We start from the raw sequence: 23,192 nt of genomic DNA on the forward strand, positions 1-23,192 counted from the left end.
TAAGGGATAGAACGGATTGTCGCGCGCAAGCGCGAAAATCCGGAAAGCTTGCTCTGGCAAGCGGACAGGAATAAAAAAGGGAAAACGCGAAGCGTCGCCACCGCTCCGCCTGGCTCTTCGCTTTGCAGGTTCCCATAGGTATGCGTGCCGAAGTTTTTCTATCTTCCGTGCAACACGACGTGGAAATAATACTGTCTTTATGAAACCCATCTGCCTCCAATTGCTTTTTCTTGCCGCCCTCCTGGCCGCCCCGCTCCGCGCCCAGGATGACGAATCCCGGATCCGTTCCCTTCGGGCAGCTTCAAACCAGGCCCTCAGGGAATACGACCACGAGAAAGTGCTTTCCTTCCTTACCGACGATATCCTCACCACTACCGGGGCCGGGACCCTGCTTTCCGGAAAAAAAGCCCTTGAAGCCTATATCGCCGGTGACCCCGACAGCAAAATGTACTGGGTCCGCACCCCGTCTGCCATCTCCGCCAATAAAGCCCTGGGGCTGGCCTGGGAAACCGGCGCCTGGAAGGGCTATGACCCCGGGACAGGTGAAAATGACGTGGTCGGGGGGAACTATTCGGCCATGTGGACCCGGGAATCCGGGGAATGGAAAATAAAATCCCAGTTGTTTGTAACGCTGGAATGACCATCCACGGGTAAAGCCATCATCCGCGGACACCTTGGGTAGGCCCGGGTGAAATCCCGCCGGGGGGCATCCCTGTGCGCATGGGCCTGAGGGTCCCAATTGCTGCAATTGCAGAAAACAAAACCGCGGTTCCGGAAATTTTCTGCCGTATTTTTGCAGTTCACAGGGGCAAGGGGATTCCTTTTCAATCCTTTTGGGCCACCCCAACATACCGTAGCCATGAAAATCGCCTTTTTCTCGTATAAATCTTATGACAAGGAATGGTTCGACCCCTACCTGGAAGACTCCGGATTGGAGATCGATTACTTCCGGGTGCGCCTGGTCGCCGAAACGGTTCATTACGCCAAGGGAAGCGACGTGATCTGCGCCTTTGTCAATGACGACCTCGGTAAAGAAGTCATCGGGAAACTCGCCGCCATAGGAGTCAAAATGATCGCCCTGCGCTGCGCCGGGTTCAACAATGTGGACCTGGAAGCCGCCGAAACCCATGGGATCCCGGTGTACCGGGTGCCGGAATACTCCCCCCATGCCGTCGCCGAACACGCCGTGGCGCTGATCCTGACCCTGAACCGGAAAATCCACAAGGCCTACAACCGGGTGCGGGACGGGAATTTTTCCCTCTCCCGCCTGGTGGGTTTCAATCTTTATGGAAAAACTGTTGGGGTCCTTGGGACTGGAAAGATCGGCCGGGTATTTGCCGAACTCATGAAGGGCTTTGGATGCCGGGTCCTGCTCTACGATAAATTCCCGAATGCCGAGATGCAGGAAAAAGGATATCCCTATGTGGACCTGAGCACGCTGCTCCGGGAATCGGACATCCTGTCCCTCCATGTGCCCCTGCTTCCGGAAACGGCCCATATCATCAACCGGGAAACCCTGAATATGATGAAAGACAATGCGATGCTGATCAATACCAGCCGGGGCGGGTTGATCAATGCGGAACATGCCATACAGGCCCTTCGTACAAAAAAACTGGGCTACCTTGGTATCGATGTATATGAACAGGAGGAAGGGGTATTTTTCCAGAACCTGCAGGAGCAAATCATCGACGATGATACCCTCGGCCTGCTGATGTCCTTCCCCAACGTGCTGGTAACCGCCCACCAGGCGTTCTTTACGCGGGAGGCCCTGGATGAAATCACCCGCACCACCCTACAAAACATCCGCGACTTTGCCGAGGGCCGCAGCACCGGGAACCGGGTCAGGCCCCCGGGGCGGTAGCATATCGATCCCACCGATCCCTGTACGCCTTCGGGAAGCCCCTTCAGACCTCTCCTCTTTATGGGGTTAAACCCCTGAAAACGTTAAGGAATCCATAATTTCAAGTGGCCACAGCACGGCCCATAAAACTTGACCTTCCCCTTCAGACGCCTCACCTTCGAATTCGGACGGTTCACTTAAAATTCGCCCCGGTAAGGCGTGCCTCCTGCCTAAATTTGCACTATAAAATCAATCAAAAAAACGCATTTAAATCAAATTATTATGAAAGTTGCACTACTGGCCCTCTTTTTAGGCCTCTATACCTGGTCCCCCATTTACGCCTGTAAGGCTCCCTGTACCGACGGGAAGAATAATGACACCACTGCCCTGCTCCGGGAGATGACCCGCGAGTTTGAAGCCGCCCTCAGGGCACAGGACCAGACACTGGTCCTGAACCCCTCGAGCCTGGCCGTCTACGAGCCCGAGGAAATGATCGACCTGGGGTTTGACGCCTCGGCCTACCTGCCCGCAGGGTTTGATGCGCTGGCTGGTAAAATCGCCTCCTACGACCTGCCCGAACTGATCGAGGTGGAAGACGCAGAAGCAGTGGACTTCGACCTGGGGTTCGACCCGGCCCTGTACCTCCCTCACGGATTTGATCCGTTCAGGGGCATGGAACTGTCGAGGTAACCCCGCAGCCCTGCACCACATTGAATTAGTGTTTAAATAGCGGGGGATACCCCCGCACTGCCCAAAGGCTTTCAACTGGTTTGAAAGCCTTTTTTGCACCGGCCCACAACTGAACCCGCAATGGAATTATCGTACCTTTACCGGCGAGCCAATGCCCTGAAGCCCATGCGCGCCAAACCCGTAAAACAAGAGACCCTAGTCAGGATCTCCCTGCTGCTGGCCCTTTTGGTTTCCCTGCCGCGGAACCTGTATCTATACAACACCATCAGTGCCGGCAACCTCGATTTCTCAGGGATCTGGCTGGCCGATTTTATCTTCCGGGTGGCTTTCCTTTTCGGGTTTTCCTGGACCGTCCTTTACCTGAATGCGAACCTCGCCTACACCCGGGTAACGCTGCACCCCCTCTGGCGCTATTCCGCCCTGATCGTCCTGAATGTGGCCCTGATGGTCCTTACCCTCTTCCTATGGGAATGGCTGCATTCCTTCCTCATGGAAAACGAACTTACCCATGAAGACATCGGCTTTCTGCGGTTCCGCTATGCGATCCTCCTGCTGGTGCTGTTCTTCATCGCCCGTATCCTGCGGTTGCAGCGCGACCAGCAGGCGAGTCTGCTCATCAACGAAAAACTCAAACGGGAAAACCTGAAAAACGAACTGGCCTCCCTGAAAACCCAGGTCAACCCGCATTTCCTTTTCAATTCCCTAAATACCCTGGCCTCCCTGGTGCGCGACAACGAGGAGGCGACGAATTTCGTCAACAAACTATCGCGGATGTACCGGTATATCCTGCAAAGCGGGGAATCGGACCTGGTGACCCTGGAAGAGGAAATCAAATTCCTGCAGAACTACATTTACCTGATCAAAACCCGCTACCGCGACCGCTTCGAGGTAGACCTGGCAATAGCCCCCGACCTGTATTCCGCCACCATCCCCCCCCTGGCCCTGCAACTGCTGGTGGAGAATGCCGTAAAACACAACGAAATTTCAGAAACCCATCCCCTGCGGGTGCGCATCTATTCCGAAGGGGACACCCTGTATGTGGAAAACCCGATCCACCAGCGCACTTCCATGCCCGAGCAAACCGGGTTCGGGCTGGCGAACCTGCGAAAGCGTTTTGCCATCATCAAAAAGGCCGATATCGCCATCTCGCGGGTAAACGATACCTTCAGGGTGGCCCTGCCCTTAAAAGCCAGGAGCGTATGAAAGTGGTTATCGTAGAGGACGAATTGGCGGCGAGCGAAAACCTCGCCTACCTGCTGCGGAAACTGGACCCTCAGGTACAGGTGGTCCGCGTGCTGGATTCGGTGCGGGATGCCGTGTTGTATTTTTCGGGCAAGCCCCAGGCCGACCTGGTATTCATGGACATCCACCTGGCCGACGGGCTGTCTTTCGAGATCTTTGAAAAGGCCCCGGTAACCGTTCCCGTTATCTTCACGACTGCTTACGACCAGTACGCCCTCAAGGCCTTTAAGGTCAACAGCATCGATTACCTTTTAAAACCCATTGACGAGGAAGACCTGGCCAGCGCCCTAGAGCAGTACCGGGTGCAGCACCAGCAAAAGGAGGTGGACGGCGACCAGGTGGGCGGGCTCCTGGAAATGCTCCGCAAGGAAGTACGCCCGTATAAATCGACCTTTTTGGTAGCCCGGGGCGACGAACTGATCCCCCTGAAAACAGAACGCATCGCCTATTTCCACATCGACACCGGGGTCGTAAAGGCCGTCACCTCCGACGGGCAATCCTTCCCGATGGACCAAAAGCTCGAAGACCTCGAAGCCCAGCTCGACCCTTCCATGTTTTACCGGGCCAACCGTCAGTTTATCGTTCGGCGGGATGCCATACACCACATCAAATACTACTTCAACGGCAAGCTGATCCTTACGGTCGACCCGCCCGCCAGGGAGCGCATCGTGGTCAGCAAGGCCAAGGCTGGTGATTTTAAGGAATGGATGAGTTCGTGAGGGGGGCGGTGGGCTTAAGCAAACCCGTCAGCGCGCTGGCGCTGGCTTGTTTTTTCATTTCGTCCAAAATCCCCGGGCAAGCCTGGCGTGTTCCGCAAACTCCCACTGTAATCTGGAAACTCTGGATTACGCCGCCTTTCGTCGGCGTGATCCAGAGTAGGGGTATGTTGCTCAAGCAAATCCAACACAGCCATTCGGCTGTGCTGTCTTTTTTGTTTGCTCCAAACGCTCAAATGAATTTGGCGTTTTCCGCAAACAAAAAATCCAACGCCTTCGCGTTGGATTTTCTTGGTCGGGATGACTGGATTCGAACCAGCGACCACACGCACCCCATGCGTGTACGCTACCAGACTGCGCCACATCCCGATTAATTTTCTCAGAAGTAAAGGCAACCTTTATCTCCTACAGAATTTCATTTTTTTTAAGAACGTATACGAACCTAATTATATTCAACCTACCATCAAGCCTAAGGCTCGATGCGGTTTAAGGTGTACCCGTGACTCAAGAAAACTACAGGGACCACATGCCATTTCAGTTTTCTTCAAGATACCTGTTTATACCTCTTGCCTTTATCTGCCTTTCTAAACGTACCGCCTCAGAGCGCGTGCTACATTCAAAACATCTGACAAGATTCCAGGGAATCCCCCTTGAGGTATATTTACTTCCACCTGTATTATGCCTTTGGAGGCGATCTTCCAAATTCTGGGTGTTGCCTACATAATACCGATTGAGTTTCTTACTATAAAGAACGTAAACTAAATAATTCATAAACATTTGCGACCATCCCGCCTACGGCGGGATACGCTACCAGACTGCGCCACATCCCGGACCGAGCGAACGAAAAAGGTCCGATGGACCTTTTTCAGCGAGGGGCCAGGCGGTGCGCTGGCGTTCGCTGCTCAGAATGTATTTCAAAAGGACACTTAATGGATTACCAGATGCTCAGGTCCTCCTTTCGGCTTGCAAATATAAAACAATCCTTAGATTTCTTCCTAAGGGTTCCCGGGAATTCTCCATAAAAGAAATACGGGGATGATTTGGCCATGTTCACCCCAAAGCAAAAAACGATAAACAGCTAAAAGACCCCGGTGGTTTTGCCATTATTCGGCTGGCCGGGGGGGGATTTGGTCCATTAATAAGGAATGGAAAGCAAAATTCTAATTTAGACTGTTTATGTATTAAAACTTCCCAACCCGATGGCAGGCTTTGCGGGGAGGATATGGAAGCGTGCCACCAACCCCGGTACTATCTGGCCCCGTTCCTCCGGGCCCCTGCACCCGGCACTGTTCGCGCCCCGGATCCAACTGAAAAGACTTTTCAAAAACCTGATAAATATCAGGTGTTATCGCATGTAACCTTTGTTACTTTAACACAAATTTAGTAGCTTAATACATGAATTTATAAGTGATCCTAAAGGCCAAAATGGCTTTTGATTAAACATGCAATACCAATCAATAAACAAATTCCTTATGAAATCGCACCCTTTTTTCAGGCTCCTGATGATCGTCGTATCAGGTTTTCTGTTTGTCCAATGTACAAGTGACCCGATCCCCGGCCCTCCCGGAGAAGACGGGATAGACGGGGTTGACGGGGTTGATGGCCAGGATGGCGTTAGCGGAACCGCTTCCTGCGTGGCCTGCCACTCCAATGCCACCCGCGAGCCCATCCTCGCTTCCTTCGAGCTCTCCGCTCACGGATCGGGGACTACGTTTGCCCGGGGCGCCGGTGCCAACTGCGCCCAGTGCCACGGAAGCGAAGGGTTTATCGATTATGTGACCACCGGGGCAGTCGACACCACTGCAGGGGCCTACAGCCCGGCCATGCCGGTCAGCTGCGCTACCTGCCACGACAGCCACCGCACCTTTGACTTCGAAAATGATGGCCCCGACTATGCCCTCCGCAACCCGGATGCGCAAAACCTGGTCCTGGACCCGACCTATACCATCGATTTCGAAGGCTCAAGCAACAACTGTATCACCTGCCACCAGCCTCGTAACAGCTATGAAATCCCGGCGGTGAACACTTCGGGTACCTATATTATTACCAGTTCGCGTTTCGGCCCGCACTACGGCCCACAATCCACCATGCTGGAAGGCATCCTCGGGGCTCCGATTGCCGGTTCCACGGCATATCCCGGAGTGGGATCTGCCACCCACCGGACGGCGTCCTCCTGCGTGAATTGCCACATGGGCGAATCCAACGTAGCTGATTTGGGAGGACACTCCTGGGTACCCACGGATGAATCCTGCATCCAGTGCCACCCCAGCGGCGCCCCGGAAGAAATGAACGGGTTTACCGAGGGCATGGCAACCCTGGCCGGCCTACTCGCCAATGTAGTTGGAGAAGAGTACACCGAAGATGCTGACGGAAACCTTGTAGGTACCGGGGTACCGATCGTCGGGATCATCGTAAACGGTAGTGCCCGACTTGGAATCTGGCCCACAGAAGCTGCCCAGGCTGCGTGGAATTACAAAACCCTGGAGCAGGATCAAAGCCGCGGCATCCACAACCCGGGCTATTCCAGGGCCCTGCTGAACAATTCCATCGAGGCGCTGCAGAACAATTAAACCCTGATCCATGGGGTGCGCGGGCACAGGCCGGGATTTCCGGCGGGATTCGCGTACCCCATGGGAAAGGATTGGTCCCCACAAATATCCAGGGTACTCCTTAAACCTTTTAAAATGAAGAAAAAAGCACTTCTTATCCTGTCGGGATGCCTCCTCATGTTTTCTGCTTCCTGTTATTACGACGAACTCGTGGCGGAAGAACTGCCCGACATCCCTGACGGGGAGGAAATCTCCTTTGCACAGGATATCGAACCCCTTTTCAGCCAGGACGGCAAAGACTGTACGCGCTGCCACGATGGCTCCACCGACCCCGACCTCCGTATCGGAAGGGCCTATAACGCCCTGGTACCGGATTATGTAGTGGCCGGGGATGCTGCAGCAAGCGAGTTCTTCCAGAAACTGCCGGGCCGCGGACACCCCTTCGATGTGGGCTTTGCATTGAGCGCCCAGGAAATTGCACTAATAGGGGCCTGGATTGATCGGGGCGCCGAGAATAACTAACCCTAAAGAACCGATACGATGAGATTCCCATATTCCCTATTGCTGATCGTGTTTTTCTGCCCCCTGGGCCTGCTGGCGCAGGACGCGGAACCCGATTCTGTGAAGGTGGTGGACAAACCCGAACGCCCGGCCTTTGAAAGCAACTTCCTGATCGACAACCCCACCGACAAGCTCTATTTGAAAAACAGCCTGGAAGTGGTCTTCCAACACCGTTTCGGAACCATTTCCGGAGGGGAGAATGACCTGCTTGGGATTTACGGCGCGGCCAATATCCGGATCGGGGTCGCCTATACCCTCCATGAACGCGTGCAGATCGGTTTCGGGACTGAAAAAAACCGGAAACTCCAGGATTTTAACCTGAAACTGGGCCTGCTGCAACAGACCCGCTCCGGCAGGATCCCCGTGAACGTAAGCTATTACGGCAACGTGGCCATCGATGCCCGGAAAAAGGAAAACTTTGCCCTGGACCAACACCGGTACTCTTATTTTCATTCCCTGATTATTTCAAGGCGGTTTTCCCCGAATTTCTCCTTTCAGGTGGTCCCAAGCCTTTCCCACTTTAACGCAGTTCCGGAGGGGGCCCAAAACGACGTTTTCGGGTTGGCCTTCGGGGGGCGTTACAAGGTAACCCCGAATACGGCGATTACCATGGAATACACCATGCCCATGACGGACTGGGATGAGTCTTTTGAAGGGGTTAACAATCCTACTCCCGGCTTCAGCCTGGGGATGGAATTCGTAACTTCCTCCCACGCCTTCCAGGTGTACCTGTCGTCCCTGAATGGAATTACGCCCCAGGCGAACTATTTCTTCAACGATAACCAGTTCTTTGATGGGTTCGATAGTATCCTGTTGGGCTTTACCATCACCCGCCTGTATAATTTCTAATCACGAAACTGCCTGCATCCCATGAAGAAAGAATCCAAGGATCCCACAGCTATAGGAAGGCGGAAATTCCTTCCCATACTGGGGACCGGGCTTTTGCTGCCCTTGTTGCCCGCCCCTGTCCGGGCGGCTGAAACCAGGGAAGAAGAGGAATATGTAACCCTCTTAAAACCGGATGGCACTACCGTTCGCGTTAAGGCCAGCAGCCTGAAAAAATCCAAAGTGGTACGGAAAAAAATCAGCAATTCAGAGCTGCGGGAGTGGCTGGATAAGGGCAAAGAACAGCGATAGGAACGATTATGGAAGAAAACAACAAAGATGCCCGGCGCAAATTCCTGAACAACGGGTGGAAGCTCGGACTCGCCTCCATCCTCGGGGCCGGGGCCCTGGCCCACCTGAAGGACGGGTTTGCTTTCGAAGGTTCAGGGGAGTCCATCGAGCTGATGGATGCCGATGGGAATATTATAGAGGTAGACAGCACCGAACTGGAAGCCATGGCGCACCATATGGTGCCCCATGATGTGCGCAAGGGTATCCCCGGGCGCAAGTTCGTAATGGTGGTGGACCTGGCCAAATGCCAAAATGCCCTGGCCTGCCAGAGGGCCTGCAACAAACACCACTTCGTAACCGGCGATAACGCCTGGTTGAAGGTGTACAAAATGCAGGAAACGGAAGACACCTCCCCTTACTGGATGCCCAGCCTGTGCATGCACTGCGACAAGCCTGCCTGCGTCACGGTCTGCCCGGTAGATGCCACCTTCAAACGGGAAGATGGCCTTGTGCTGATCGACAATGACCGCTGCGTGGGGTGCCGGTTCTGTATGGCGGCCTGCCCCTACTCCACCCGGGTCTTCAACTGGAATGACCCGAAACAGGAATTCGAGCTGAGCATGGATGTCGTGGAACAAATGCACAGCCCCGAACATGCCGGGATGCCCAGTGTTAAGGGAACGGTGGACAAATGCGATTTCTGCCCGCACCAGGCCGTAAAAGGGGAACTACCCCACTGCGTGACGGCCTGCCCGAACGGGGTCTTCTATTTTGGGGACAAAAATGAGGACACGGTCACCAACGGCAACGAAACGGTGCGGCTGAGCGAACTGCTGGAGAAAAATGCAGGGTATCGCCTGTTTGAAGAAATGGGAACCGACCCCAGCGTATACTACCTGCCGCCCAAAGACCGCCTCCCCTTTGAAGAAGGCCTTGACAACTACAATGAATTCGAGTCGGTGGAAAAACCCGACGCAACCGTAGAAAATCCTGAGGCATCATGAGCAGATACGAACAACTCATCAAGGACCTGGGACCCCAGAAATTCAATATGAGGGGAAAACTGTGGATGGGCTTCCTGTTGCTGCTTATCGCAGCCGGGGTAATCGCCTACATCGATCAGCTCATCCAGGGACAGGTGGTCACCAACATGAGGGACTATGTCCTGTGGGGCGTGTATATCTCCAACTTCGTGTATTTTGTGGCTACCAGTTTTGTAGCGGCCATCGCGGTGGCAGCCCTCAGGCTGACCAACAGCGAATGGCGGCGGCCCTTTGTTCGGGTGGCCGAGATCGTGGCGGTGGCCTGCATCATCATGGCGGGGATTACCATCATCATCGACATGGCGCGGCCCGACCGCATGCTGAACCTTTTTATCCATGCCCGCCTGCAGTCGCCCATTACCTGGGACGTAATTATTATCCCCACGTTTATGGTGGTGAGCATTTTGCTGCTGTATTTCCCGCTCCTGCCCGACCTGGCGATCCTTCGGGACCATTACGCCAAAACCAAGCCCCGCCTGAGCAAGATCTACGGGTTCTTTGCCCTGAAATGGAACTGGGCGGCCCAACAGGTGAAACTCCAGAAAAGGAGCGTGCACCTGCTGGCGCTCATGATCATCCCCCTCGGGCTGATCCTTGAATCCATCGATGCCTACCTGTTTTCAACTACCTACCGGGTAGGTTGGGATAGCTCGAATTTCGCCCCCTATTTCATCTCCGGCGCCATGGTGGCCGGCCTTGGGGCCCTCATTACAGTGGCATACATCATCCGGCGCGATAAAAAGCTTGAATCCTACATCACGGATTATCATTTTGACAAATTCGGCAAACTATTCAACCTTGCCCTGCTTATTTATGTCTATTTCAATATAAACGAATACGTGGTGCCCCTCTTTACTTCCAAGAAAGCGGAATCGGAACACCTGGAAACCCTCCTGAGCGGGGAATACGCCCTGCCCTTCTGGCTGGTCTCCATAGCAGGCCTGCTCCTGCCCGCCCTGCTGACGCTTTTTAAGCGGTTCAGGAAGCCGAGGGCCCTGTTCTACATCGCGGTGGTGGCAGTCATCGGGGCCTGGTGGAAACGGTACCTCATCGTGACCCCTACCCTGTTGCACCCCTTCCTCCCAATCCAGGGCGTCCCGGAATCATGGAGGCATTATTTCCCCAGCTTGCACGAATGGCTGATCACCTCGGCAACCCTGGCAATGGCCCTGCTGATCATCACCCTCTTGGTCCGGTACGTGCCCATTATTTCCATTGACCGCCTGGCCGCGGAAGAAGGCCTTCCGGAATCAAAACATCCGGAATCAAAACATAAAGAGGCTGCCGTATGAAAACAATGATAAATACCTGCAGCGCCCTGCCGCGCGTGTTTTGGCTGGCCCTGGCTTTCCTGCTGGCCCTGCCGACGGCTGCCCAGGATAAAAAAGAACGGCTTCGCGTCGGGGCCGTGTACACCAAAATCATGGAGGGCCCCGTAACCCTGGACCTCTCCACCTCCGCCCGGATTGACCGGAGCAACGTGAATGTCCCCGACATCGACCTGGAGGTGTATTACGAAGTGGACGGGGAGGAATTCCCCCTGGGTACCGTTCGCACCGATCAAAATGGGAATGCGCGGCTTACCCTTGAAAACCTTGGAAAGATCCAGCCCGATTCCACCGGCCTCTACATCCTGGGCGCCTCCTTCGCAGGCAACGAGATGTTCACCCGTGCCAGCAAGAGCGTGGAATTCCGGGATGCGGCCATCCGCGCCACCCTTGTGGAACAGGATAGCCTTCCGTACATTGAAGCCACGCTTGCAGACCAGGCCACGGACAGCCTTGTGGCAGATGCCCTGATCAAGGTACAGGTAAAACGGATGTTCAAGCCGCTTCGCATCAGCGAAGACCTGCTGATGACCGATGAAGCCGGGAGCATCCTGGTGCCCGTTCCCACGGATATCCCGGGAAAAGGCGGCCTCCTTGATATAGAGGTGGTTATAGAAGACCACGAATCCTACGGGACCGTAAAAGCCCTGGTGGAAGCTCCGGTTGGCACGCCAATTGCAGTAGATTCCACATATGACGAAAGAACCCTTTGGGCCCGAAGCAGCCGCACCCCTATTTTTATCCTGGTCTTTACGGGATTGCTGGTGTTTGGCTCCTGGGGGCTCATCGTTTACCTGATTTTTAATCTATTCAAAATTGCTAAAACCAAATACTCATGAAAACCCTTAGAATTCTAATCCCTATTGCCTTTCTTTCCCTCGTATTGTACGCCTTCACCACGCCCCCCCAGGACGAATGGGTGGTGCCTGAAAAATACGTCAATATGAAAAACCCCACCGACCCGAAAGCGGATCTGAATATCGGCAAGGCCCTCTACAAGAAGCATTGCCAGTCATGCCACGGGGCCGAAGGATACGGGGACGGCCCGAAAGCCGCCGGCCTGAAAGGGGACCTAGGCGATTTCTCCTCAGCCGAATACCAGGCTCAAACGGACGGGGCACTCTTCTATAAGACCTCTTTTGGACGGGGCGACATGCCGGAATACACCAAAAAAATGCCGGATGACGAAGACCGCTGGCTGATCGTCAACTACATGAGGACCTTAAAGGAATAGGCCCTTCGGAAAGGCGCGTACGCAGATACCCTGCCTTACATCATTAACCAAACGACGTTCCACAAAATGTTGAACCGGGATTCTCATTTCAAATTCATCAGTATTTCGCACCAAACGGCCCCATTGGGCCGCAGGGAACGGTTCTATATTGCCGACCCCGAAAAAGGGGCCATTGCCGATGCGCTCTGCAAGGCCTTCCCGGGGATTACTTCCCTGCTCCTGCTGGTGACCTGCAACCGTACCGAGGTATACTTCGAAACAGACGATACCCCTGCAGCCGCGGTCAGGGATTTCTTCCTGGAGCAGCGGTTGGGGCAGGTACGTCCGGAAGACCGGGCCGATTTCACCCTCAGCGACAAAACCGGGGAAACCGTCAGGCATCTCCTGCGGGTTTCGGCCGGGTTGGAGTCTTCGGTGCTGGGCGATGCAGAAATCATCCACCAGGTGAAAAAGGCCTATCACTTCTCCCTGGAACGCAACCTGCAGGGTTCCGTGCTGGAACGCTGCCTGCAAACGGTGTTCCGCTTCCATAAACGGGTGAGCAACGAGACCGCCTTCCGGGATGGGACCACGTCCACGGCCTACAAGGCCCTGAAACTGATTGGCGATACTTTTGGCACCGAAGGGGCGGATAAAAAGATCCTCTTTGTCGGGGCCGGGGATATCGTAGGACAACTTTTCAAGTATAACACCAAATTCGGGTACCGCAACCTGTGGATCACCAACCGGACGCAGGCCAGGGCCGAGCGCCTGGCGCAGGTCCACCGGGCCGCCGCCTGGCCATGGGAACGCTTGCTGGAAAACGACCTTGCCGGCTTCGATGTCATCATCAGTGCGGTGAGCAACGCCTCGGCGCTCATCCACAAAGGCGTAGGCCGCGATAAACAGGTGCTGTTGGTAGACCTGGCCGTTCCCGGGAATATCGCCCCCGCCCTGGGGAAAGCCCAGAACGTGCTGCTGGCCGACCTGGACCATATCGCTTCCCACATCCAACAAAATAAGGAAGCCCGTATGGCCGCGACCCAAAAGGTAGAGCAGATCATCGAACAGGAATGGGAGGCGTTCATGGAATGGCATGCAAAGCAGCCCTATAGGGACCTGCTTGCCGGACGCAAAGAGGAAGTCGTTTCCCTGCTCTCCGAGATCGCGCAGCAGGAAGGGGCCGCCTGGAGCGAAGAAGAACTGGACGGGCTGGCCAACCGGATGGTGCGCAAACTGCTGAAACACCCTGCCTCCCTGTATGAGGAAGCGCAGCTGCAGGAAGTCGTCTGGAGGAACCTTTCCCTTCAGGCCGTTTAATCCATTAAAATAAAGGAACTATGATCAATCGCGCTGGCGTAATGGGCCGCATTATTTTGGCCTCAGGCCTGGTTTTGGCAGGGATCTCCTGCAATATGGGCCCAAAAGAACTGGGGACTTTCCCCATCCAGGAAAACGGGGATGCGGTAGCTGCCCACAAAGACATTGTTTTGGACGTACACCGGATCGTGGTCCGCGAGGCTGTCCCCACTTCCAAATACCTGTACCTCCGGGTGAGCGAAGGGGACCGGGAATACTGGGTGGCCACTGCCCTTTCGGAGGTTTCCGAGGGCCAGACCTACTTTTACAACGAGGCCCTGGTCAAAACCGATTTTGAGAGCAAGGAAATGGGGCGGGTCTTCGACACCCTCTACCTGGTAACCCGCATGGTTCCCGAAGCCCACGGGGAAGGCCTCAAACCGGTCCGGGAAATCCCGGCCCCGCCCGAACAGGCGGCAAGTGGGGCTCCCAAAACCGGGTTTCACGGCAGCCCCCTGGCGGGGGAAGCCACCCCGCTCAGCATTGCAGATTTGCTGGCCGATCCTGCCAAATATGAAAACAAGGTGGTGGAACTAAAAGTCACCTGTACCAAGGTGAACGAGGCGATCCTGGGGCGGAACTGGCTCCATGTAACCGATGGCAGCGCCGATGGGGCAGACCTTGTGGTTACCAGCGCCTCCATGGCCGAGGTAGGCGAAAACATTACCCTGCGGGCCATCGTACACCTGAACCGCGATTTCGGGGCCGGGTACTCCTATGACGTCCTGCTGGAAGAAGGGGTGATCCTTCCGTAATCGGCCATAACCGCCTGCCCTGGCTGGTATTGCAAAAAGCCGGCAGCCCTTTCCAGGGACTGCCGGCTTTTATGCTTTAAGGGGGGGCGCCCCGCCTTAGCGATAGAGGGTAAAATGCCCTACGTACTGCTGCCTTTCATTGTCGTTGGCATTGACTACATACCAATAGTCCCCTGTGGGCAATTCCTTGCCTTCATAGGTGCCGTCCCAATTTTTTACCTGGTCGAGGATGGCCACCACGCGGCCATACCGGTCGTAGATCTTGACCTCAATACCCGGGAAGAATTCCCTGTTTAGCGGGGCCCAGAAGTCATTCATGCCGTCCCCGTCAGGGGTAAAGAAGTTCGGGAACTCGACCATGCCGTCAAAATCGAAGGGGAAAGTCACGCTGGCCTCACAGCCATTGCGGTCCACCACCCTTATGCTCACATTGGCGTCAAAGTTCAGGGTAAATACGTTCTGGCTTCCATAGGAATCGCCCTGGAAGAAGAATTCATACCCCCCGAAGCCTCCGCTGGCTGTCGCTGTGATTTCGTTTGGCCCGGTTTTCTGTGCGTCCAGCACCAGGGGTTCATACGCCTCCATGGTAAATTCCACGAAATTCGTACACCCGTTTTCGTGGTAAATGTATACCACGTGGTCCCCGGCCGGAAGGTCTCCCCAGCTGCGAACCGTATCCGCATTTGCAGTGACCGCATCAGTGGGGTCCACCGGGTCGAGGGCAAAAAGGACCTCATTGAGCACACTGCCGTCCTGCAGGGCCACCGTAACGGTGCTGAACGGGAAAATACCGTCGCAACCATACTGAGGGATGACCTCGGCGCTGAGGTCGACCCCAATTTCCACAGGGATAACCACATTGGCCGTACAGCCGTTGGCGTCGCGCACAAAGACCACATACGATTCGCCCCCTTGCAGGTTTTCAAAGAGTAGGGCGTCGTTGCGCACAAAATCGGCATCATCTGCAGAATTCAGGCTGGTCTCGTAGTAGGTGGCCCCGCCGGCATCCGTAAAGGGGGTCCCCCCGGTGATGGTCACCATGGCGCTCCCGTCGGCGAACCCGATACAGGTCTCCGGCAGGGTCGTAAAGGAGAGGTCCAGGGGATCGGGCTCCACCACCCGTACCGTGGTAAGCTCCGAGCAACCCTGTTCATCCTGGATCAGGACGTCGTATTCCCTGCCCGGGAAGGGGGCCCCTTCCAGGTCTGTGAACGTATAGACCCCGGGGGTAGCCGGATCACTGAAGAATTCCGTGAAATTGGGCTCTATGGCGAACTGGAGCAACCCCTGCCCCCCACTGGCCACTTCAATGGTAATGCTTCCGTCAGCTTCCCCGGAACAGGATACGGGGGTACTGGTAGCCGTAAACAGGATGGGGTCCGGACGCGATATCACCAGGGGGCCTTCCACGTCCCCGCAGGTACTGCCGCTGGTTACCGCCACGTAGTATTCCGTGCCGTCGGGAAGCCCTTCAAAGGTCCCATCGGGCTGGGGGCCGCGGACCACCACGGCGCCTGGCGCCGGGTTGAACGGGTCGGGCCCGGGATCGCCGTTGTAGAGGATAAAGCTGTTGTTGCCCACCCCCCCTGACGCAAAGGATTCGATACGGCCATCCAGTTCGTTTGCACAGGAAATGTCGTCGGGAAGGTTCACCACCAGGTCGAGGTCCTGGGCATCGATCAGGGTCAGCCCGTTGGAGCGCACCACATCACAGGTATTGGCGGCATTGACCTTGCGCACGTCGAACTGATAGAACCCGGGGCCCCCGGGGATCAGTACGGAGGTTACGCCGGCCCCCATGGAAACGAAGGGGTCTGATGGCGATGCCCCTACAGGCCGGTACTCGTAATCGAAGCCAGCTTCGGGGTTGGTGATCAATAGCCGCATTTCCCCGTTCCCGCCGCAACCCGGGGCCTGTACCTGTACCAGGTTGGGGAGTACGGGCGGGGGCGGATTCACGAAATACGGGGCGGTAACCCCCACGCAGGCATAGCTCGACGACACCTCAATGGAATACCACCCGGTACTGATATAGCCCACCCCTGCCGTTCCGGCAAAAGTCGGGGAATCCTGCAGCCCGCTGCGGGAAAGCTCATCGGTAGGGTCGTTGCTGCCGAGGTAAATCAGCTGGTATTTGTACCCGGCACCGGCCACCCCGCCGGAAGCCCCGGCAACTGCGGTCAGGGCATCCCCCGTGGCAGGGTCATAAGCTTCCAGGACGGCATTATTGCCCCCGGGGCATACCAGGCCCTGGGGCTCGCGGATGCCCACTGCAATGGGGGGGATGGCATCCAGGGTAATCGCCGTCTGTTCGGTACATCCCTCGATATCGCGCACCTCCACCCGGTAAGCGCCGCTGCCAAGGTTTTCAAAGCGGTCGGCGGGGCCGAAAGGGGCCACTTCCACAAAGGTACCGCCGGCATCCTCAACCAGGAGCCTGTATTCATAAGGGAAGGTATCCCAGCCCCCCGATGCGGTAACAGAAATAACCCCCGCATTGTCGGCGCAACTCACATTGCCTTCTTCAACAGCGGACACGGCAAGCGGGCCGTTCGGGGCGCGGACCGTAGCCACGTTGCTCTCGGCCGGGCAGCCCGGGGCATCCACCGAGGTGATTTCCACGATAAAGTTCCCCCCGGGCAGCCCGGAAATCCGTGCGGGGTCCCCGCTGGCATCGGGGAAGTTGTTGGTGTCGAAGCTCCCGCTGGCCACCGCGGGCAGGACCCGGTTCCCGTTGTTATCGACCCGGAAGGCCTGGTAGGTATAGGCGCCGGTATACTGGGTCACCTCGATAAACAGGGCCCCGTCGTTCCCCGGGATGGCGCACCTCACCGGGTTGGCTTCGCTGATGACCGCCAGGGGATAGGTGGGTTCCACCACCTCGTGCAGGGGCAACGGGTAGCTGCATCCGGCCGTATTATCGGCTACTTCCAAAAGGTATCCCCCGGCTGCCGGGAGGTCCAGCAACACAAAGTCATTTCCTGGCACATTGGTAACCGGGGATACGGCCGCCGGCCCGCTGGTCAGGGACACCGTGAAATCGGAGGTCCCGACCACCTGCACGCGCACCTGCTCAGGGGTGGTACAGGTCAGGGCCTGTTCGACAGTAAGGGTGGGCACCACATCCGTAGGGGGGTTCAGGGTCGGCAGGGTAAAAGTTGCCTGGCATCCGTTACCGTCTATGGCATAGACGGTCAGGGTCTGGGGGGATCCGTTATCCACCACTTCGAAGGTATTGGTGCCCTGGTAATTCCCAAAGCCGGTGAGGCTGAACTGGTATCCGCCAGCTGCCGTTCCGGGGTCCACCACAGAAACGGTAACCACTGTGGAACTAAAGCGGTTGGCCCCCGGTTCACAGGCAAAGTCCGGGGCACTGGCCGTGATGGAAAAAGGTGCGGGTTCGCTGATCTGTATGCCGTCAAACCGATCTTCGCAATCCCTTGAGGAAACCACGGTTACGTCGTAAACCCCGGGGGTGAGGCCCGGGAAGGACCCGGAATTGTTCTGGGCAACCACCACCGCGGTGCCGCCTTCATAGAGGGTATAGACCAGGGGGGCATCCACATCTGTGCCTGCCTGCAACACCACGTCTATACTGCCGTCATTTGCGCCGGTGCATGAAATGTCCGATTCCAGGATGGAGCTGATTACCGGGGGAATGGCGGCATCCAGGGTAATCTGGTCCACAAGGAAAGTACAGTTGCCCGTGGCATCCACCACCAGGTTGTCGGTCACCAGTACCTCGTAGTCGCCGGGGGCATATCCGGTGAACACCCCGGTGGTATTGTCGGCGATATAGGTGCCGCTGCCATCGCGCAGTTCATAGGTAAAGTTGCCGCTGCCCCCCATGGTGGTAATAATGATTTCCCCGTCGCTGCTGTTGCAGGAAGGCTGGGTAGTGAAGCCGCCTGAAGCGGCGAGGAATTCGTATACCCTGGCGGTATCCTGGCTGGTGCAGCCATTGGCGTCCACCACGCTAACCAGGTAGTCGCCCGGGCTTGCCACCGTATAAGTGTATTCGTAAAAACTGCCGTTGAGCACGCCAAATTGCTCGTCCCCATTCAGGTTGAAGCGGGGGGTATCCACGCTGAAAGGCATACGCACCAGGATGTCAAAACTGGTAGCCGTAACGTCGCACTGGTTCTCGACTACAAAAATCGGGGCAGGCAGGTCCGGGTCGAGGGCGATGATGGTGGCAATGGCAAAAGAAGTACAGCCGGTAACGTCCCGCACGTACACATCGTAGGTGCCGGCCGGCCCTACAAAGGTTGTTTGGGAGGTCCAGTCAGCCGGGGTCGGGGTTGCCCCGCCCGCCATATAGGCAAAGTCATATGGGCCGCCACCCCCGCCGGATCCCTGGACGGTAAACTGCCCAAAGGCGTTGCAGTTGGCGGGTTCCTCCGCCAGGATGTCGATGGAGGGCAGGTTCTGGTCTATGGTTACCGAAGCAGCATCCGTACAGTCATTGGTAAGGTCCGTAACGATGACCTGGTAATTTCCCGGGAGGGTTTCGTAGGTATTGCTGTATACCGGGGACACTCCTGAAGGGTTCTCCAGGGTAATGCGGGTGCCGTCGTCGGTATTGAGCAATTCGATCAGAAGGTTGGCGCCCGGGGCAAACCCGTCCACGTTGTAGGTGATTTGCCCGTTCCGGTTCAGGTCGCAGAAACCTGGGGTGGAACTGGCGGTGACTTCCAGGGGGGAAGGCCCGTCAATCGGGGCAATTTCATCCAGGTAAATACACCCGGTACCCAGGTCGGTAACTTCCACCACATAGGCCACGCCAAACTGCAGGCCGCTGAAGGTATGCCTCCTGGGGGGGCTGTTCGGGCTCACCGGGGGCGCCGGGTCCGTCGCCAAACGGATCAGGAAAGGTCCAACCCCTCCCACGATTTCCACCGTGTTGGAAAAGCCCGCTGCATCGCAAACCGGCAGGGGTACGGGGTCCGGGACCACATCCAGGGTGGTCTGGTCCACAACCACCAGGTCTTCATCCCGGCAACCGAAGGCGTCCAGGGTCACTACACGGTAAGGGCCGGGGGCGAGTCCCGTAAAAGTTTCCGCCGTACTGGAGGTAGGGCCAATCCGGTCCAGTTCGTTTCCAAAGGCATCCTGCAGGATGTAGGTAAAATCGGGGGTTCCCCCGACTACCGAGGTCACCTCCACCTGCCCTTCCACAACCCCTGAAAGGCAGGCCGCCGTTACCGGGGCCACGGTGGCATCCGGGGGCGGGGTGCCGTCCGCAGGGATCAGCACGGAAGCAGGCAGGGTCTCACACCCCCGGGCATCGCGCACCACATAGGAATAGGTCTGCCCTGCCAGCAGGCCTGAGAAGACGCTCTGCGGGCCAAAGGGGCCCCCGTCGAAGCTGACTTCGTAAGGGGGTACCCCGCTGGTGGCATCGGGGGTGATCGTCAGGATACCATTGTCGGTTTGCCCGCAACTGGCCGGGATGACGGAAATGGCCGCAGGGTCAATATTGACTGGTGGGTTGAGGGTAACAGGGGTGGAAAGGGCAACACACCCCTGGTTATCCGTCACCCGGAACACGTAATCCCCGGGGACATTGGTACTGTACAGGAACGGGCTGACGGGTAACGGGCTGGCCGGGCCGAAGGTAACCCCGCTATCGGCGCTCACCTCGTACTGTTTAGGCCCGGCTCCCAGGAGGTACCCTCCGGAAACCTGCACTTGCAGGGCCCCGTCAGGGCCCCCGCAGGGGATTTCCGTATCGATGGAAGCGGTTACCCGGAGTTGCGGGTTCACGGTTGCCGTAACCGAATCGCTACAGCCATTGCCGTCCACAACTTCAATGGTGTAAGTGCCCGGGGCAAGGCCGCTGAATACCGGGCTGGCCTGGAAGCTACCGCCTGCCAGGCGGTACTGGTGGGTCCCTGCGGGGGCAGTGCCGGCGGTGGAAACCACGGCCAGGGTAGCGCCGGGCCCCGGAACATAACATAGGTCTGTGGCGCCGGCATCAAGGGCCAGGGTTGGGGCGTCAATGGGGGTCAGGGTAAAGGCAAAGGTCGCCGTGCACCCTTCTGCGTCTTCCACGGTCAGGATATAATCGCCGGGAAGGGCCAGGCTGCCGAAAACCCGACCGCTTCTGGGGCCCCTGAAGGTCCCGTTGGGAAGCTCCAGGGTGTAGCGGTAAGCACCCCATCCGCCTGTGGCCGTGGCCACGACCCGGCCCGTGTTCCCGTTGGAACAGCTCATGGCGGTAACGGCCCCGGTAAGGCTGAGGGGGCTGGCGGGTTCCTCCACCTGCAGGCTGGCCGTGTCGGTGCAGCCGGTATCGGCATCGGTCACCGTAATCGTGTAGGTTCCTGCCCCGGAGGGGGGCAGGGCAACCTCCGCATCGTTCTGTGGGGCGCTTTCAGGGCCGCCGTTGATGTTATACGTGTAGCCTGTTGAAAAGCCGTCGATGATAAATGTCCCGGAACCGTCGGAAGCCCCCGGACACACCCGGGTATCCCCCCCTGATCTTACCCGCGCCCTGATAGAGCTGATCACGGCAGGGGTAAAGCTTTCCGTGTAAATGCACCCATTGGCATCGGTAATCCGGAACGTATAGGCGGTGTTGATGTTCAACCCGCTGAACAGGTCGCTTCCCCCATTGTCGAAGTAGGCCGGGCTGAGGATTTCATAGCGGACCACCGGGGCATTGCTGGTTGGTGTGAGCTGGACGTCGGAAGTCCCGGAGGCGCAACTGATGGTGCTTTGGACAAAAGCCAGGTCGGTGGGCGGATCGGCCTCCAGGATGTCTATGGGGGTGAGTTCCAGGCGGCACCCCCCTGAATCCCTGATGATCGGGGTGTAGGAGCCGGGCGACAGGTTGGTATACGTCAGCTGGCTGCTGAAATTCACCCCGTCTATACTAAAGGTATATCCGCTCCCGGAGCCTCCGGAAAAGGGGCCCTGGAACTCGATAATACCCCCGTCTACCCCGCCGCTACCATCGCACTGGCGGTCCTGCACCTTAACGGCATTTCCGGAAATTGCCCCAATATTGGTTACGGTGATGGCTCCGGGCAGGGTGTAAATACACTCAAAGGCCCCCTGCCGGTATCGGACCTGAATGGCATTATAGGTCCCGTCGGGAACGGTAAGCACAGGGTTTGTGGACCAGGGGTCAGCCGGGTCTGCCCGAAAGGAAAGGTTGTACCCGCGGGCATCGACCACATTGATGTCTATCCGGGCCCCACTGCTGCAATCCCCATCGGTCCCTGAAGCCGTGACCACGGGGGGGGTCAGTTCTTCCACGCTGGCTGTTGCGGTCACCACACAGCCGTTGGCATCGGTAATATAGAATTCGTAGGTGCCGGCTGCCGACACATTGTAGGTGGTCTGCGTGGTATAGGTGCCCCCGGAAGTCCCCCCGTCGCTGACGGTAAAGGTATAAGGGGGTACACCCCCGGAAGTGCGGACAATAATATCGGCATCGTTGGCCCCGCAGGCAGGGTCGGTACTAAGGCTCTCATTCACTTCCGTGGAGGCCCCCAGGGCCACCAGGCCATCGCCGATGACAATGGGGTTCCCACTGGTGTCAAAACTTTCCCTGGGCGGCAGGATCCCGTTGCCCGGGTCACCCGCACATTGCTGGGTTTCCACCTGCACGCTGTAGGTCCCGAGGCCCACGGCAGCAAAGGTATACGGGTTGTTGGGGATAAAGGTGGTAAACTCCTGCGGCACGCCATTCTGGTCCAGCAGGGTATACTTATAGGGCCCGGGTACATTATTGACCGAAACGGTAATGCTCCCGGTGTCGCCAAAGCACTGGGCATCGGTAAAGGTTACATCGATGTCGATATCGAGCTGTTCGATGGTAATGGTTTCATAGGGGTACTCACAGGTATTGGGGGTGTTCTGCAGGCGGGCCTTTACCTGGTAGGTCCCCGGCGCCAGGCCGTCAAAAATGGGGGACCCCTGCCAGGGGCCATAGCCGCTGCCCGCATCCAGGCTGTATTCATAGGCGCTGGACAGGTTGGTTACCTGGATCCGCCCGGGTACGCCGCAGATGAAATCGCGCTTGACATAGGTCTGGGTAATAGTGCTCTTCTTGACTTTGAAATAATAATAAGCCCCGCCGTTCACACGGACCCGGAACTCTGCCCCGACAGAGGCGGGGATGGCCGCTGCGGAAAGCGTAAACGTAGATGAAGTCCCCACGGTCTGCCAGTAGGGGTTGCATTCGCTCCCGATAATGGGCGGGCAGTCATCGTTGATGTTGAAGGCACAGCTACCCCCGGGCACCAGCTGCTGCCACTGATAGCTGCCATGGGACCCGGCCACGGCAAGGACCCGGTTGTCGAAGTCGCCACAGAGGTTATACCGGGCAATGGTAAACCCGTTATCGCTACAGGTCACTTCCTCATCGGCCTGCTGCAGGATGGTGTTAAAAAACATGGGCGGGGTTTCGGCAGTCCCCAACGGGAAGGCCAGGGCATCGGCCCCCAGCGGATCCGGGGGGCGGTTTGCATCCGTTTCATGGGACCCGGCCTCCGAGGGGGTGCTTAAACGCTCCAGGATCCGGTAAACGGGGCTGTTCTCAACGGCCGAGGCACTTACTATGGAAATCCCTATTGCCAGCAGGGCATACCAGAAGTGCCTGGTTTTCTTTGGGAGCATAGGTTAAGTCGTCTTGTAAAGGGAAAAACCGTGATTTGGGATCCGGCTATTCCCCCGGGTGTAATACTATTTTCGAATAAAATCGCGTTATCTTTGAGGCTGTTGCCCCGTTAATTTGTACTTCAACGATAATTAATATTAATTCAACGAAT

General features: G+C 56.9%; 17 protein-coding genes and 1 tRNA gene. 15 read left to right on the forward strand and 3 right to left on the reverse strand.

What is annotated here, in order from left to right; translation table 11 throughout:
- Positions 1-199 precede the first annotated feature (199 nt).
- The 5 genes from NG653_RS11120 to NG653_RS11140 all read left to right on the forward strand — a co-directional run bounded on the left by NG653_RS11120 (position 200) and on the right by NG653_RS11140 (position 4,491).
- Positions 200-640: a nuclear transport factor 2 family protein gene (locus NG653_RS11120; RefSeq protein WP_252741783.1), complete on the forward strand. Its 441-nt coding sequence runs from the start codon at positions 200-202 to the stop codon at positions 638-640.
- 219 nt (positions 641-859) lie between these two features.
- The gene (locus NG653_RS11125) at positions 860-1,861 is read left to right on the forward strand and encodes a 2-hydroxyacid dehydrogenase (protein WP_252741784.1); all 1,002 of its coding nucleotides are present in this window, start codon (positions 860-862) and stop codon (positions 1,859-1,861) included.
- 261 nt (positions 1,862-2,122) lie between these two features.
- A complete protein-coding gene (locus tag NG653_RS11130) occupies positions 2,123-2,530 on the forward strand; it encodes a hypothetical protein (RefSeq protein WP_252741785.1) in 408 nt (135 codons plus the stop codon).
- A 120-nt stretch (positions 2,531-2,650) separates the two neighbouring features.
- Positions 2,651-3,733, forward strand: a complete 1,083-nt coding sequence (locus NG653_RS11135; protein ID WP_252741786.1) for a sensor histidine kinase — start codon at positions 2,651-2,653, stop codon at positions 3,731-3,733.
- Entirely contained in the window at positions 3,730-4,491 is a 762-nt protein-coding gene (locus tag NG653_RS11140) for a LytR/AlgR family response regulator transcription factor (protein WP_252741787.1), read from the forward strand. The genes NG653_RS11135 and NG653_RS11140 overlap by 4 nt, the downstream gene beginning before the upstream one ends.
- 289 nt (positions 4,492-4,780) lie before the next feature.
- Here the strand turns inward: NG653_RS11140 and NG653_RS11145 are convergent.
- Together NG653_RS11145 and NG653_RS14830 are read right to left on the reverse strand one after the other, a co-directional pair.
- Positions 4,781-4,857: transfer RNA gene (locus NG653_RS11145), tRNA-Pro, on the reverse strand.
- 165 nt (positions 4,858-5,022) lie between these two features.
- Entirely contained in the window at positions 5,023-5,265 is a 243-nt protein-coding gene (locus NG653_RS14830) for a GIY-YIG nuclease family protein (protein WP_370281134.1), read from the reverse strand.
- 695 nt (positions 5,266-5,960) lie between these two features.
- Between NG653_RS14830 and NG653_RS11150 the strand changes: the two genes are divergently transcribed.
- From NG653_RS11150 to NG653_RS11195, 10 genes are all read left to right on the forward strand, one after another.
- Positions 5,961-7,058, forward strand: a complete 1,098-nt coding sequence (locus NG653_RS11150) for a hypothetical protein (RefSeq protein WP_252741788.1) — start codon at positions 5,961-5,963, stop codon at positions 7,056-7,058.
- 114 nt (positions 7,059-7,172) lie between these two features.
- On the forward strand, positions 7,173-7,559 hold the full coding sequence (locus NG653_RS11155) for a hypothetical protein (RefSeq protein WP_252741789.1): 387 nt from the start codon (positions 7,173-7,175) through the stop codon (positions 7,557-7,559).
- An 18-nt stretch (positions 7,560-7,577) separates the two neighbouring features.
- On the forward strand, positions 7,578-8,447 hold the full coding sequence (locus tag NG653_RS11160; protein WP_252741790.1) for a DUF5777 family beta-barrel protein: 870 nt from the start codon (positions 7,578-7,580) through the stop codon (positions 8,445-8,447).
- Between the two features lie 21 nt (positions 8,448-8,468).
- Positions 8,469-8,735, forward strand: a complete 267-nt coding sequence (locus NG653_RS11165; RefSeq protein WP_252741791.1) for a hypothetical protein — start codon at positions 8,469-8,471, stop codon at positions 8,733-8,735.
- 8 nt (positions 8,736-8,743) lie between these two features.
- The gene (locus NG653_RS11170) at positions 8,744-9,718 is read left to right on the forward strand and encodes a 4Fe-4S dicluster domain-containing protein (RefSeq protein WP_252741792.1); all 975 of its coding nucleotides are present in this window, start codon (positions 8,744-8,746) and stop codon (positions 9,716-9,718) included.
- Complete coding sequence (nrfD, locus tag NG653_RS11175; protein ID WP_252741793.1) at positions 9,715-11,049, forward strand: NrfD/PsrC family molybdoenzyme membrane anchor subunit; 1,335 nt, start codon at positions 9,715-9,717, stop codon at positions 11,047-11,049. Before NG653_RS11170 ends, nrfD begins: the two co-directional genes overlap by 4 nt.
- The gene (locus NG653_RS11180; RefSeq protein ID WP_252741794.1) at positions 11,046-11,924 is read left to right on the forward strand and encodes a hypothetical protein; all 879 of its coding nucleotides are present in this window, start codon (positions 11,046-11,048) and stop codon (positions 11,922-11,924) included. Before nrfD ends, NG653_RS11180 begins: the two co-directional genes overlap by 4 nt.
- Positions 11,921-12,319 carry a c-type cytochrome gene (locus tag NG653_RS11185; RefSeq protein WP_252741795.1) on the forward strand — a complete coding sequence of 133 codons (399 nt, stop codon included), beginning with the start codon at positions 11,921-11,923 and terminating at the stop codon, positions 12,317-12,319. Before NG653_RS11180 ends, NG653_RS11185 begins: the two co-directional genes overlap by 4 nt.
- A gap of 66 nt (positions 12,320-12,385) precedes the next feature.
- Positions 12,386-13,618, forward strand: coding sequence for a glutamyl-tRNA reductase (hemA, locus tag NG653_RS11190; RefSeq protein WP_252741796.1), 1,233 nt, complete (start codon positions 12,386-12,388; stop codon positions 13,616-13,618).
- A 20-nt stretch (positions 13,619-13,638) separates the two neighbouring features.
- On the forward strand, positions 13,639-14,412 hold the full coding sequence (locus NG653_RS11195; protein WP_252741797.1) for a hypothetical protein: 774 nt from the start codon (positions 13,639-13,641) through the stop codon (positions 14,410-14,412).
- 96 nt (positions 14,413-14,508) lie between these two features.
- Here NG653_RS11195 and NG653_RS11200 read toward each other — a convergent pair whose 3' ends face one another.
- A complete protein-coding gene (locus tag NG653_RS11200; protein ID WP_252741798.1) occupies positions 14,509-23,040 on the reverse strand; it encodes a T9SS type B sorting domain-containing protein in 8,532 nt (2,843 codons plus the stop codon).
- Positions 23,041-23,192 lie beyond the last annotated feature (152 nt).

The sequence above is a fragment of the Robiginitalea marina genome, assembly GCF_024006985.1.
Classification (GTDB): Bacteria; Bacteroidota; Bacteroidia; order Flavobacteriales; family Flavobacteriaceae; genus Robiginitalea; species Robiginitalea marina.

Coding starts and splice junctions, on each gene's coding strand:
- NG653_RS11195 (WP_252741797.1), top strand. CDS start 13,639: ATGATCAATCGCGCTGGCGTAATGGGCCGCATTATTTTGGCCTCAGGC.
- NG653_RS14830 (WP_370281134.1), bottom strand. CDS start 5,265: ATGTTTATGAATTATTTAGTTTACGTTCTTTATAGTAAGAAACTCAAT.
- NG653_RS11130 (WP_252741785.1), top strand. CDS start 2,123: ATGAAAGTTGCACTACTGGCCCTCTTTTTAGGCCTCTATACCTGGTCC.
- NG653_RS11185 (WP_252741795.1), top strand. CDS start 11,921: ATGAAAACCCTTAGAATTCTAATCCCTATTGCCTTTCTTTCCCTCGTA.
- NG653_RS11155 (WP_252741789.1), top strand. CDS start 7,173: ATGAAGAAAAAAGCACTTCTTATCCTGTCGGGATGCCTCCTCATGTTT.
- NG653_RS11120 (WP_252741783.1), top strand. CDS start 200: ATGAAACCCATCTGCCTCCAATTGCTTTTTCTTGCCGCCCTCCTGGCC.
- NG653_RS11165 (WP_252741791.1), top strand. CDS start 8,469: ATGAAGAAAGAATCCAAGGATCCCACAGCTATAGGAAGGCGGAAATTC.
- NG653_RS11200 (WP_252741798.1), bottom strand. CDS start 23,040: ATGCTCCCAAAGAAAACCAGGCACTTCTGGTATGCCCTGCTGGCAATA.
- NG653_RS11150 (WP_252741788.1), top strand. CDS start 5,961: ATGAAATCGCACCCTTTTTTCAGGCTCCTGATGATCGTCGTATCAGGT.
- NG653_RS11140 (WP_252741787.1), top strand. CDS start 3,730: ATGAAAGTGGTTATCGTAGAGGACGAATTGGCGGCGAGCGAAAACCTC.
- NG653_RS11160 (WP_252741790.1), top strand. CDS start 7,578: ATGAGATTCCCATATTCCCTATTGCTGATCGTGTTTTTCTGCCCCCTG.
- NG653_RS11180 (WP_252741794.1), top strand. CDS start 11,046: ATGAAAACAATGATAAATACCTGCAGCGCCCTGCCGCGCGTGTTTTGG.
- hemA (WP_252741796.1), top strand. CDS start 12,386: ATGTTGAACCGGGATTCTCATTTCAAATTCATCAGTATTTCGCACCAA.
- NG653_RS11125 (WP_252741784.1), top strand. CDS start 860: ATGAAAATCGCCTTTTTCTCGTATAAATCTTATGACAAGGAATGGTTC.
- NG653_RS11135 (WP_252741786.1), top strand. CDS start 2,651: ATGGAATTATCGTACCTTTACCGGCGAGCCAATGCCCTGAAGCCCATG.
- NG653_RS11170 (WP_252741792.1), top strand. CDS start 8,744: ATGGAAGAAAACAACAAAGATGCCCGGCGCAAATTCCTGAACAACGGG.
- nrfD (WP_252741793.1), top strand. CDS start 9,715: ATGAGCAGATACGAACAACTCATCAAGGACCTGGGACCCCAGAAATTC.